Raw genomic sequence first — 12462 nt, forward strand, 5'->3', positions numbered from 1 at the left:
ATCAATACGCATAGGCGCGCCCTACGTCAGACGCGGGCGGGGTCGTGGTCGTGGACAGTCGCCGACGCCTGTGGACGGGCCGGAAAACCGCTGTCGGATCAGTAGGAGGTCGTCAGGCGCGGCAGGGGTAGCGCTCGGCCATCCAGTCGCGCACGGCCTGGGTCACGGTGATGCGACGGCGCGACTCCGGCATGGTCTCGAAGCGCGCGACCAGGGCCTCGGGCGTGATGCCGGTGCCTGAGGCAGGGATGCAGTGCGCGGGCGTGCGGCCCGCCGAGACGGCCGAAGCCTGCTCGGCCTTGACCGTGCTGACGGCGCCGGTGACGACGCGGATCAGGCGGCGGGTGTCCGGGCGCATCATGGCCACGGCGCGGTTGCGCGGGATGTCTTTGCCGATCGTCAGAAACTGCTGAACGGTCATGTCGGACGACTGGGCCAGGGCCAGAGGCGCGGAGGCGAGCAGCGTCAGGGCGCCTAACGACGCGGCGAATAGGATGTGAACGGAACGCGACATGGGGGCTAGATGCGCTCGCCTGCGCCGCTTCGCAAGTTATCGGCGGCTGATCAGGCTTTGATCAGGCGGGGCAGGGGTAGTCCTCAGCCATCCATTCGCGGACGGCCTGATTGACGCTGATGTTGCGCCGCTGGGCCGGGATGGCGTTGAAGCGATTCAGGATCATGTCGGGCGAGAGGCTGATCTTGGCGCCTTCGGGGATGCAGGTCGCGGAGCGCCGTCCTGCGGCCTTGGCGGCGGCCTGATCGTCGCGCACCGCTTTGAAGGCCCCGTTCATCTCATTCATCAGCCGCCGCGTGTCCGACCGCAGCAGCGCCGTGGGATTGCGAGGGATACGGTTGGCTGAGGTCAGGAACTCCTGCACCGTCATGGCGGCGGCCGCGCCGGGCAGGGCGGACAGCGCCAGGGCGGCGACGGCGGCGAACGTGGCGGTTTTCATGGGCTTTCCCTCCCTTGAGACGGTGAAGCCTAGCGCGCGGGTCGTAGCCGAACCATGACCGACGAACGGTGTCGCGCATTAAGTTTTCGTCAGACGCGGCGGCTCCCCGCGGGCCGCCGCGTCTGACGAGGGAGGCGCGCTCAAAGGACAGGGAGGAAGCCCCGGCGCGCGCGCTCCAAGCCGATCACCACTTCACGTTCAACCGGGCGTAGCCGTAACGGCCGTTGAACCCGAACGGCGAGTAGTAGGGGAAGCCCAGCACGCCGTTGTTGTTCAGGTTGGCCGGCACGAAGTCCGGGTATTCGTCGAAGACGTTGTCGACGCCGATCGCCAGGCCGACCCGGTCGGTGATCTGGAAGCGGCCTTCCAGGTCGATGGTGGTCTTGTCGCCGGTCGAATAGTCGTTGGCGGACGTCGAGCCGGGTTGCAGCACGCTGGCGTAGTAGGTCGCCCGCGCCGTCGCGCCCCAACGGCCCTGGCTCCAGTCGGCCGAGGCGGCGACCTTGGTGTCCGGCGTGCCCTCCTCGATGGTCAGGATGCGTTGGCGCGCGAACAGGGTCGGGACCGGGTTCAGCACCGAGGAGGAGGTCGGGATCTTGGTCACGCTGACGTCGTTGACGTTGGCGGCGACGGTGAAGTCCCAGTCGCCCGCCGTCTCGGTCCGCAGGCGGTAGCGGCCGACGATGTCGACGCCTTCGGTCTCGGTCGACACCCCGTTGAGGAAGAAGCGCGCGGCCTGGACGCCCAGCGGGTCCAGCAGACCGGCGACCTGGGGCGAGAAGCTGCGGTTGATCAGTTCCGACAGGACGATCTGGTTCTCGATCTCGATGCGATAGGCGTCGATCGTCAGGTCGAAATTCCCCAGACGGATCACGGCGCCGAGCGTGTAGTTGGTCGAGGTCTCCGCCTTCAGCGGGCGGGCGCCCAGGACCGAGGCGACCTCGCTGGTGGCGGGGAAGGTGCCGGTTTCGACGAAGCCGCCGTTCTGCACGACCGAGGAGGTCGAGGTGAAGAAGCTCTGCTGCAGCGACGGGGCGCGGAAGCCGGTGGACACCGAGCCGCGCAGGGCGAAGTTCGGGGTGAAGTCGTAGCGGGCGGCGAACTTGCCCGTCTGGGCGTCGCCGAAGTCGGAATAGTCCTCAACGCGCAGCGCGCCCTCGACCGTCAGCTTTTCGGTCAGCGGGATTTCGACGTCGGCGTAGAGGGCGACGGCGTCGCGGTCCTCATCGACCGCGTTCGAGGGCTGGAAGCCGGGGAAGCCCTGGGCGCCGCCGGCCAGGGCCGTGTTCGATCCCAGCGGGCCGCGGTTCCACGATTCCGGCTGACCGGCGTCGATCTTGTAGTTCTCCTTGCGGGCCTCCAGACCCCAGGCGAAGTTTAGCGGACCGCCGTCCAGGCCGATCTCGAACTGGCGGGTGAAGTCGGCGCCGAAGACCAGTTGGTCATAGGTCAGGCCGCCGGAATCGAAGCTGGTCAGGGAGTTTGCGCCGTAGGTGGCGTTCAGCGAATCCTCGGTGCGGAATTCCAGGGCGTTGCGGCCGTAGACCAGGCTGAAGTCCGCGTCCCATCCGGCCAACGTCCCGCGCACGCCGCCGGCCGCCGAAACGTCCTGGGAGTTGATGGCGATCTTGGGCAGGAAGCCGTTGGGATAGATGGACGTCACATTGTTGGGGTTGTTCGACAGGCGCGGGAAGGCGGCGGAAGAACTGTCGCGCTCCTGATAGCCAGCCCAGCCGTAGGCCTCCCAGTCGGCGTTCAGCGGCTTGCCGGCATTGGCGAAGACGCTCCACTGCTCGACCTTGGGATCGCCGAAGCGGGCGGTGATCGCGCCGTTGGCGGCGGGACGCGGGTCGTAGTCCGAACGGTTGGTCGGGTCGCGGTCGGAATATTCCGCCGACAGGGTCAGGAAGCCGTCCGAGCCCAGGCCGAAGCCCTGCCAGGCCGAGACGGTGACGGCGCGGCCGTCCTGCTCGTCCCGCTTGCCGCGCGCGGTCTCCACATTGGTGAAGTACTGGCCGTAGGTGACGCTGGCGCCGCCGCCCTCGCGGGCTTCCTTGAGGCGCAGGTTGACCACCCCGGCGATGGCGTCCGAGCCGTATTGCGCCGAAGCGCCGTCACGCAGCACCTCGACTCGGTCCAGGGCGCCGCTGGGGATGGCGTTCAGATCGACGGCGGCCGAGCCGCGCCCGACCGTGCCGTTGACGTTGACCAGGGCCGAGGCGTGACGGCGCGTGCCGTTGACCAGCACCAAGGTCTGGTCTGGCGACAGGCCGCGCAGGGTGGCGGGACGGATCGAGTCCGTGCCGTCGTTGGCCGAGGGCCGCTGGAAGGTCAGCGACGGCACCGTCTGGGCCAGGGCGGCGGCGAACTCGGTCGTGCCGCGGTTCTGGAGGGTTTCGGCCGTCACCACGTCGACAGGGGCCAGGGTGTCCAGGCGCGAGCGGGCCGGAGCGCGGGTGCCCGTCACTACGATGTCGTCGACTGAGGTGGCGTCGTCAGGAACGGTTTGGGCCGAGACGGCGCCTGCGATCAGCAGGGCGGCGCCGGATACGGCGGCCAGAAGGGCGGGGCGGCGGGGGAAGCGGGAGGTCATCTCGAGAGGTCGTCTTTTCTGATTGGACGCGCGTCAGGGTTCGCCGTCGCGGGAGGGCGAACGCCGGCTGCGTCTGGAAACGGAAGTCTGGTAGCGGATGGAAACCACGGACCGGCGGCGGACCGGTCAGGGAAGGCGGTTTCAGGGTCGCTGGCACGGACATCGCGCCGGTCGGATCACCGGGCGATGCAGTTGAGCGTAAAGGCCGGGGCGCATCGTCATCTCCTGCCCGTCGAGGGCGACGAGCCATGGCGATATTGCGGTGCGAAAGCGGCGACGCCTATCGAGATTATGTGAGGAGGTTGTGAGAAAAACTAAAGAGTGAGCGGGTGTTGGGCAGGCAAGAAAAAGGGGCGCTTCCTTGCGGAAGCGCCCCTCGATCATCTCGCCGAAGCGACAGGATCAGGCTTCGTCGCCGAAGCCTTCCTGTTGGCCGGCGCCGCCTTCCAGCAGCTCCTGAGCGGCCTGGTCGGCGGCGTTACGCTCGTCGTCGAACTGAGCGCGGATCACGTCCTCGCCCTTCGCTTGACGCTCGGCTTCGTCGGCCGAACGAGCGATGTTGATCTTGACGGTGGCCGAGACCTCGGGGTGCAGGCGAACCAGCACTTCGTGGACGCCCAGCGTCTTGATCGCCGTGTTCAGCACGACCTGCGAACGCTCGATCTTGCCGCCTTCGGCGCGAACGGCCTCAGCAACGTCGCGACCGGCGACCGAGCCGTACAGCTGGCCGGTTTCACCAGCCTGACGGATCATGATGTAGCTCTGACCGTCGATCTTGTCGGCGATCTTCTGCGACTCAGCCTTGTTCTTCTCGTTGCGGGCCTCAATGGCGACGCGCTCGATTTCGAAGGCCTTCAGGTTGGCTTCCGTGGCCCGACGCGCCTTGTCGCGCGGCAGGAGGAAGTTACGGGCGAAGCCGTCCTTGACGGTGACGACGTCGCCGATGGCGCCGAGGTTCTCGACGCGTTCCAGCAGAACGACCTTCATCTTACTTCACCACGTACGGCAGGAGGGCCAGGTAGCGGGCGCGCTTGATGGCCTTGGCCAGTTCGCGTTGCTTCTTGGCGGAAACGGCGGTGATGCGCGAGGGCACGATCTTGCCGCGTTCGGAGACGTAACGCTGCAGCAGCTTCACGTCCTTGTAGTCGATCTTCGGCGCGTTGGCGCCCGAGAACGGGCAAACCTTGCGGCGACGATAGAAGGGGCGACGGGCCGGGCCGGAGCCGGCCGGAGCGCCCGGGATGGGAGCAGTCGTATCGGTCATGATCCGGTTCCTTATTCCGAAGCCGCGGCGTCGTCGGTGCGCGGGCCGCTGCGGTCACGTTCGCGTTCGCGGCGAGCCAGCAGGGGCGACAGCTCCAGGTCGAGTTCCTCGACGCGGATGGTCAGCCAGCGCAGCACGTCTTCGTTGATCGACAGCTGACGCTCGACTTCGGCCATGGCGGCCGGCGGGCAATCAACGGCCATCAGCGAATAGTGAGCCTTGCGGTTCTTCTTGACCCGGTAGGTCAGGTTGCGCAGACCCCAGTACTCGATCTTGGCGACGGAGCCGCCGCCTTCTTCGATCAGAGCCTTGATGGTGTCGTTCAGCGCTTCGGCCTGTTGCGCCGAGATATCCTGGCGCGTCATGACCGTGTGCTCATAAAGAGCCATGCGGTATTCTCCCTTGGCGGACATCGGCGCAGGCGAACCGGGTAGTTCGTCCACGATGGCTCCTGACGCGGCGGACGGGAGTTTCCCGACCCTTTGACGTTCCGCAGCAGGACCGAAGCCCTGGAAAGGGCGCGCCTATACGGGAAAAACCCCGTCAGGGCAAGGCGCGGCGGCCTTTGCGCCGGCGATTGGCAGCAGCGGCGAAGCGCGGCACGGTTGCGGCTCACGTAACCGGAGCCTTCAGGATGACGCAAACGCCGACGCCGAGGAACCGCTGGTCGCTGATCGGGCCGGGAATCGTGGTGGCCGCGACCGGGGTGGGCGCGGGCGACCTGGTGGCTACCCTGATCGCCGGATCGCGCTTCGGCTACGCCCTGCTGTGGGCCGCCGTCATCGGAACCGTGCTGAAGATCGCCCTGGCCGAGGCCGTGGGCCGGTGGACCCTGTCCAGCGAGCGGACGATGTTCGAGGGCTGGTCCAGCCTGGGGCGGTCGCGTCTGGGCGGCGGCTGGCTGGACGGGCGGTTGAACTGGGCCGGGCTTTATTTCGGCGTCTATGTGGTGGTGTGGGGCTTCGTCTATGGGGCGGCGGCCATGACCTCGACGGCCCTGCCGCTGGCGGCGCTGTTCCCCGTGCTGGACCTGAAGGCCTGGGGGATGCTGAGCGGGGTCGCCGGGCTGATCTTCGTCTGGTTCGGCGGTTACGGCCTGTTCGAGAAGGTGATGACGGCCTGCGTCGGGGTGATGTTCGTCACCGTCGTGGGCCTGGCCGTGATCGTCACGCCCAATCTGCCGGAATTGCTGACCGGCCTGTGGCCGAGCCTGCCCGAAGGGTCGGCCTTCTATACGCTGGGTCTGATCGGCGGGGTGGGGGGCACCATCACCATGGCGGCCTATGGCTATTGGCTGAACGCCAAGGGCTGGAAGGGGCCGGGCTGGATGGCGGTCATGCGGCTGGACAACCGGGTGGCCTATCTCGTCACCGGCGTCTTCGTCGTCGCCATGCTGATCGTCGGGGCCGAGCTGCTCTATAGCGCGGGCATCGCCTTGCAGGGCGGCGACCGGGGCCTGCTGGACCTGGATCAGGTGCTGCGTGAGCGGTTCGGGCGGCCGATCTCCATCCTGTTCCTGGTCGGCTTCTGGGCCACCAGCTTCTCCAGCCTGCTGGGCGTGTGGCAGGGCGTCAGCCTGATGTTCGCGGACTTCACCGCCCATGTGCGCGGCCGCTCGGACGATCCGAAGGCGCGCGGCGACAAGAGCCGGGCGTTCCGCGCCTACGCCCTGTGGCTGACCTTCCCGCCGATGTTGCTGCTGTTCATGGATCGGCCGTTCGGGCTGATTGTCGCATATGGGGTGCTGGGCAGCCTGTTCATGCCCTTCCTGGCCGGGACGTTGTTGTGGCTGCTGAACAGTTCGCGGACCCCGCAGGAATGGCGCAGCGGCTGGATTTCCAACCTGTTGCTGGGAGCGGCGGCCCTGCTGTTCGCCGTGCTGGCGGGCAAGGAGCTGCTGGGCCTGATCCCATCGTAGGCGGCCTATTCCTCGCAGGAGTTTCACAAAAGCCCCGGCGAACCGTCGCATTGGGCCGTTAGGCCTCGCCCTCAACCACGTGAGGTTCGGGGAAACATCATCATGAAGCTGTCCGTCGCTGCTCAGGCCGCCGCCTTGGCCGCCGCCGCCCTGCTGGCCGCCGCGCCCTCGATGGCTCAGGTCGTCGCGCCGCCGGACCCCGATCCGCTGCCGCCGCCGCTGCACGCGCCGAACGGCCGCTGGGCGGCCAAGGGCTGGGCCGACCGTATCGTGTTGAGCCCCGCCGCCGACGCCGCGCGCGGCGCCGCCGTCGCCTGGCGCACCGACACGCGCCAGACCGCCGCCGAGGCCCAGATCGCCGAGGAGATCGACGGCCCTCTGCTGGGCTTCGCCGCCCGCACCGTGGCCGGGACCACGGCGCCGATCGAGAACGAGAACGGGCGCGCCCTCTATCATCAGGCGCGCTTCGACGGGCTGAAGCCGGACACGCGCTATGTCTATCGCGTGCGCGCGGCCGACGGCTGGAGCGAGTGGCTGCCGTTCCGCACGGCGAAAGCCGAGTTCGCGCCGTTCCGCTTCATCTATCTGGGCGACACGCAGAACGACATTCTGGAGATCGGCTCGCGCGTGATCCGTTCGGCCTTCAAGGAAGCCGGTCCGGCGGCTCTGGTCGTCCACGCAGGCGATCTGGTGGCCCAACGCGAGGTCAAGGTTCACGACGACGAATGGGGCGAATGGACCGAGGCGGGCGGCCGCGCCTTCGCCATGACGCCGCAACTGCCCGCCAGCGGCAACCATGAATACGTCGACCATGTGCTGCCGAACGGCGAAGAATCGCGCGTTCTCGGCCCACACTGGCCGTTGCAGTTCGCCCTGCCGGACAACGGCGCCGAGGGGGCGAAGGCGACCAGCTACTACGTCGATTATCAGGGCGTGCGCTTCATCGTGCTGGACGGCACGGCGGCTATTGATCTGGGCGCCGGGGAAAGCCAGACGCGCTGGCTGGACCGTGTACTGGCCGAAAGCCCGGCGCGCTGGAACGTCGCCCTGTTCCACCAGCCGATCTATACCTGCGCCCGGCCGCAGGACACCGAAGCGCTGAAGGCCGCCTGGAAACCGATCTTCGACGCCCGCAACATCGATCTGGTGCTGCAGGGACATGACCATTGCTACGGCCGCGTCTCCAATCCCGCCGGGGCCGAGGCGTCGCGCGCCGACAGCGCGGCGGGCCGTCCGCAGGGGCCGGTCTATGTCGTCTCCGTCACCGGCTCCAAGATGTACGGGCTGAACGACCGGGCGGATACGCAGCCGGTGCGTGCGGCCGAGAACACCGAACTGTATCAGCTGATCGACGTCGAGGCCGACCGCCTGTCGTTCCGCGCTTTCACGGCGACGGGCGGGCTGTATGACGCCTTCACGCTGGTGCGGCAGGCCGATGGGACGAAGCGGCTGATCGAGACCGAGGACACCCTGCTGGCCCTGCGCCGTTGCGACGGCGCGGCCGGGCCGGACGACCGCCCCTGCACGGCGGAGATCAAGGACTAACGGGGAACTTCGACGCGAACAGCGGCATTGGCTTGATCAACGGCGACGCTCGTCGCCTTAACGCTCAAGGGGGATTTATGCGTATCACCACCCTGGCCTGCATGGCCGCCTTCGTCGCTCTGGCCGCTTGCGGCAACCCGGCCAAAAGTCAGAACGATCAAGGTCGCTCTCCTAGCGGAGCCTACAAGGTCACGATGATGGACGGGACGGCAGTCGACGTCGATCTGAAGGCCGACGGCTCCTTCACCATGTCGGAACCCGGCGGTCCGGTGGCGCGTGAAGGAACCTGGCGTCGCGCCGACGGGCAGTTCTGCCTGAATGATACGGCGCGCCCGCGCGAGGTCTGCATGGATGAAGCGCCTGTGGGCGACAATGGCGGCTTCGACCTCAGCGGACGAGGCAAGGTGGTGATGCAGTTCCGTCCCATGCCGGCCGCGAGCAGCTGATCGAGACAGGGTCCAGCGCCGCTGGGCTTGCACCGGGATCCAGTGAGAACGCCGGCCTGAGCCATGTCCTGTCGGCCTCAGCACCTTGCAGTCAAAGCACTGGAGCCCGGCGTCCGTCGGGATGAGCGGGGGTAAAGCGGCGGCGTCCTTCTTGCCGTAGGGGAGGGATTCGCCTACCCCTCGCGGCTTGATTCAACGGATGACGGACGATCCCGGATGAGCCTCGCGCTTCTCTTTCCCGGTCAGGGCAGCCAGTCGGTGGGCATGGGCGTCGCCCTGTCGGAGGCCTTCGCCAGCGCGCGCGAGGTCTTCGCCGAGGTGGACGACGCCCTGAACCAGAAGCTGTTCGAGCTGATGCGTGAAGGGCCGGAAGATCAGCTGACCCTGACCGAGAACGCCCAGCCGGCCCTGATGGCCGTGTCGGTCGCCACGGCGCGGGTGCTGAAGGCCGAGTTCGGCGTCGACGTGGCGCGCGCCGCCTTCGTTGCCGGTCACTCGCTGGGCGAATATTCGGCTCTGGCCGCGGCGGGCGCGATCAGCCTGTCGGACACCGCGCGCCTGCTGAAGCTGCGCGGTCAGGCCATGCAGCGCGCCGTGCCGGTGGGCAAGGGCGCGATGGCTTCGCTGATCGGCCCCAAGACCGACCTGGCGTTGGCTGAAGAAGCGGCCAAGGCCGGTTCGGCCGCAGGCGTCTGCGTCGTCGCCAACGACAACAACAAGGGCAACGTCGTCATCTCGGGCGACAAGGCCGCCGTGGACCTGGCTATCGAAAAGGCCAAGGAACTGGGCGCGCGCGCCATTCCGCTGAACGTCTCGGCGCCCTTCCATTGCCCGCTGATGCAGCCTGCCGCCGACGAGATGGCGGCCGCTCTGGCCGATGCGAAGATTGTTGCGCCCGCTGTTTCGGTGGTCGCCAACGTCACCGCCCGCCCGGAAACCGATGCCGAGGTCATCCGCCGCCTGCTGGTCGAGCAGGTGACGGGCCGCGTGCGCTGGCGCGAGAGCATGGAGTGGATGGCTTCGGAAGGCGGCGTGACCCGCTTCGTCGAGGTCGGCTCGGGCAAGGTGCTGACCGGCATGGCCAAGCGCATCGCCCCCGATGCCGAGGCTCTGGCGCTGAACACGGCTGAAGAGCTGGAAGCCTTCGCCAAGTCGCTCTGAACAGATAGGAAGAAACCATGTTCAACCTTACCGGCAAGACCGCCCTCGTGACCGGCGCCACCGGCGGCATCGGCGGGGCCATCGCTCGCGCCCTGCACGCGCAAGGGGCGACCGTCGTCCTGTCCGGCACGCGTGAAGCCGTGCTGGCCGATCTGGCCAAAGAACTGGGCGAGCGCGCGCACTTCGCCACGGCGAACCTGTCGGACCCGGAATCGGTCGACAATCTGGTGAACGCGGCCGAGACGGCGGCGGGCGCTCCGCTGGACATCCTGGTCGCCAACGCGGGCATCACCAAGGACGGCCTGCTGATGCGGATGAAGGACGAGGACTTCCAGTCGGTCATCCAGATCAACCTGGAGTCCTATTTCCGCCTGACCCGCGCGGCGGTGAAGGGGATGATGAAGCGCCGTTCGGGCCGCATCATCGGCGTCACCTCGGTGGTCGGCGTCACGGGCAACCCCGGCCAGACCAACTATTCCGCCTCCAAGGCCGGGATGATCGGCTTCTCCAAGTCGCTGGCCCAGGAAGTCGGCTCGCGCGGGATCACGGTCAACTGCATCGCGCCGGGCTTCATCGCCTCGCCGATGACCGACGTGCTGAACGACCAGCAGCGCGACGCCATTCTGTCGAAGATTCCGGCCGGACGCCTGGGCGCAGGCGACGAAATCGCCTCGGCCGCCGTCTATCTGTCGTCGGATGAAGCGGCCTACGTCACCGGCCAGACCCTGCACGTCAACGGCGGCATGGCGATGATCTGAACCTGTTGCGCGGCGTCATCACGACGCGCAACAGACTATTTCCACGCCGTCACCCTGTGCTAAAGGGCACGAACGTCTTTCGGGGGTGAGTCTCATTGAGGCTTGATCCCGGCAGGCAGCCGTGACACGGCGAAACAACCCAAGACCCGCCTTCACGGCGATTTCAAACAGGCAGAGAGACACTCATGTCCGACACCCTCGAACGCGTCCGCAAGATCGTGATCGACCACCTGGACGCCGATCCGGACAAGGTCACCGAGAAGGCTTCCTTCATCGACGACCTGGGCGCCGACTCGCTCGACAACGTCGAACTGGTCATGGCCTTCGAAGAAGAATTCGACGTCGAAATCCCGGATGACGCCGCCGAGCACATCCAGACCGTCGGCGACGCGGTGAAGTTCATCGACGAGAAGCTGGCCGCCTGATCCGGCTGCGATTCGTCGCACTTACCAGCTGATGGCCGCCGTGACGGACCCCTAGCGGGACCGTCCGGCGGCCATTAGTGTTTCTGGCTACGATTCTGACCAAGAAGGAGCGCGAACCATGCGCCGCGTCGTCATCACGGGCCTGGGCCTGGTCACTCCGCTGGGCTCGGGCGTCGAGCACGTCTGGAAAGGCATTCTGGACGGTCGTTCGGGCATCCGTCCCATCACCGCCTTCGACACCGAAGGCTACGGCTGCACCATCGCGGGCGAAGTCCCCAGCGTCGACGGACGCGGCGGCGGCGAGGCCGGTCAGCCGGGCGTCTTCGACCCCGATCAGGTGATGTCGGCCAAGGACCGCAAGCGTGTCGACGACTTCATCCTGTACGCCATCGCAGCGGCGGACGAGGCGCTGGCCGACGCGAACTGGAAGCCGGAATCGGAAGACGACAAGGAAGCGACCGGCGTCATGGTCGGTTCGGGCATCGGCGGCCTGGGCCCCATCGCCGACACAGCCATCATCCTGAAGGAACAGGGTCCGCGCCGGGTCAGCCCCTTCTTCATCCCTTCGGCCCTGATCAACCTGGCGTCCGGCCAGATTTCGATCCGCCACGGCCTGAAGGGCCCGAACCACTCGGTCGTCACGGCCTGCGCCACGGGCGCCCACGCCATCGGCGACGCGGCCCGGATGATCGCCCTGGGCGACGCCGACGTCATGGTGGCGGGCGGCGCCGAAAGCTCGGTCGTGCCGATCGGCATCGCGGGCTTCCTGGCCTGCAAGGCGCTGTGCACCGCCTATAACGACACGCCGGAGAAGGCCTCGCGTCCCTATGATCGCGGCCATGCGGGCTTCGTCATGGGCGAGGGCGCGGGCGTCATGGTTCTGGAAGAATACGAACACGCCAAGGCGCGCGGCGCCAAAATCTACGCCGAGGTCGTCGGCTACGGCATGAGCGGCGACGCCTATCACATCACCGCCCCGTCGGAAGACGGCGACGGCGGCCTGCGGGCCATGAAGGCGGCGCTGAAACGCGCCGGGATGCAGCCCTCAGACCTCGACTACGTCAACACTCACGGCACCTCGACCATGGCCGACTGGATCGAGCTGAAGGCGGTTGAGCGTCTGGTCGGCGATCACGCCAAGGATCTGGCCGTGTCGTCCACCAAGTCGATGACGGGCCACCTGCTGGGCGCCGCCGGGGCGATCGAGAGCATCTTCTCGGTGCTGGCCATCCGCGACCAGATGGCGCCGCCGACCATCAATCTGGACGACCCGGAGATGGAGACGCCGATCGACCTGATCCCCCACAAGGGCAAGGCCAAGAAGATCGATGTCGCCATGTCCAACAGCTTCGGTTTCGGCGGCACCAATGCGGCCGTGATCTTCAAGAAGGTCGACTGA

Annotated in this window: 13 protein-coding genes; 7 read left to right on the forward strand and 6 right to left on the reverse strand. The window is 67.3% G+C overall.

Features of this window, described 5'->3' with window-relative positions; translation table 11 throughout:
* Positions 1-112: 112 nt before the first annotated feature.
* From AC3IPP_RS06180 to rpsF, 6 genes are all read right to left on the reverse strand, one after another.
* Complete coding sequence (locus AC3IPP_RS06180; RefSeq protein ID WP_087139223.1) at positions 113-514, reverse strand: hypothetical protein; 402 nt, start codon at positions 512-514, stop codon at positions 113-115.
* Positions 515-575: 61 nt separating this feature from the next.
* Positions 576-953 carry a hypothetical protein gene (locus AC3IPP_RS06185; RefSeq protein WP_489150737.1) on the reverse strand — a complete coding sequence of 126 codons (378 nt, stop codon included), beginning with the start codon at positions 951-953 and terminating at the stop codon, positions 576-578.
* Positions 954-1137: 184 nt separating this feature from the next.
* On the reverse strand, positions 1138-3546 hold the full coding sequence (locus AC3IPP_RS06190; RefSeq protein WP_489150738.1) for a TonB-dependent receptor plug domain-containing protein: 2409 nt from the start codon (positions 3544-3546) through the stop codon (positions 1138-1140).
* Positions 3547-3948: 402 nt separating this feature from the next.
* Positions 3949-4533, reverse strand: a complete 585-nt coding sequence (gene rplI / locus AC3IPP_RS06195) for a 50S ribosomal protein L9 (protein ID WP_087139220.1) — start codon at positions 4531-4533, stop codon at positions 3949-3951.
* Position 4534: 1 nt separating this feature from the next.
* Positions 4535-4810: a 30S ribosomal protein S18 gene (gene rpsR, locus AC3IPP_RS06200; protein WP_003167100.1), complete on the reverse strand. Its 276-nt coding sequence runs from the start codon at positions 4808-4810 to the stop codon at positions 4535-4537.
* Between the two features lie 11 nt (positions 4811-4821).
* A complete protein-coding gene (gene rpsF / locus AC3IPP_RS06205) occupies positions 4822-5199 on the reverse strand; it encodes a 30S ribosomal protein S6 (RefSeq protein ID WP_087139219.1) in 378 nt (125 codons plus the stop codon).
* Between the two features lie 245 nt (positions 5200-5444).
* Here rpsF and AC3IPP_RS06210 point away from each other — a divergent pair, with 245 nt between their 5' ends.
* The 7 genes from AC3IPP_RS06210 to fabF all read left to right on the forward strand — a co-directional run bounded on the left by AC3IPP_RS06210 (position 5445) and on the right by fabF (position 12462).
* The gene (locus tag AC3IPP_RS06210) at positions 5445-6728 is read left to right on the forward strand and encodes an Nramp family divalent metal transporter (RefSeq protein WP_489150739.1); all 1284 of its coding nucleotides are present in this window, start codon (positions 5445-5447) and stop codon (positions 6726-6728) included.
* A 102-nt stretch (positions 6729-6830) separates the two neighbouring features.
* A complete protein-coding gene (locus AC3IPP_RS06215; RefSeq protein WP_489150740.1) occupies positions 6831-8273 on the forward strand; it encodes a purple acid phosphatase family protein in 1443 nt (480 codons plus the stop codon).
* A gap of 77 nt (positions 8274-8350) precedes the next feature.
* Positions 8351-8719: a hypothetical protein gene (locus AC3IPP_RS06220; RefSeq protein WP_087139218.1), complete on the forward strand. Its 369-nt coding sequence runs from the start codon at positions 8351-8353 to the stop codon at positions 8717-8719.
* Positions 8720-8935: 216 nt separating this feature from the next.
* On the forward strand, positions 8936-9880 hold the full coding sequence (fabD, locus tag AC3IPP_RS06225) for an ACP S-malonyltransferase (RefSeq protein ID WP_489150741.1): 945 nt from the start codon (positions 8936-8938) through the stop codon (positions 9878-9880).
* Between the two features lie 17 nt (positions 9881-9897).
* Positions 9898-10638, forward strand: coding sequence for a 3-oxoacyl-[acyl-carrier-protein] reductase (gene fabG / locus AC3IPP_RS06230; protein ID WP_489150742.1), 741 nt, complete (start codon positions 9898-9900; stop codon positions 10636-10638).
* A 185-nt stretch (positions 10639-10823) separates the two neighbouring features.
* On the forward strand, positions 10824-11063 hold the full coding sequence (locus tag AC3IPP_RS06235; RefSeq protein WP_003165440.1) for an acyl carrier protein: 240 nt from the start codon (positions 10824-10826) through the stop codon (positions 11061-11063).
* Positions 11064-11181: 118 nt separating this feature from the next.
* Positions 11182-12462, forward strand: a complete 1281-nt coding sequence (gene fabF, locus AC3IPP_RS06240) for a beta-ketoacyl-ACP synthase II (protein WP_489150743.1) — start codon at positions 11182-11184, stop codon at positions 12460-12462.

It is taken from the genome of Brevundimonas sp. KH_060 (assembly GCF_057838275.1).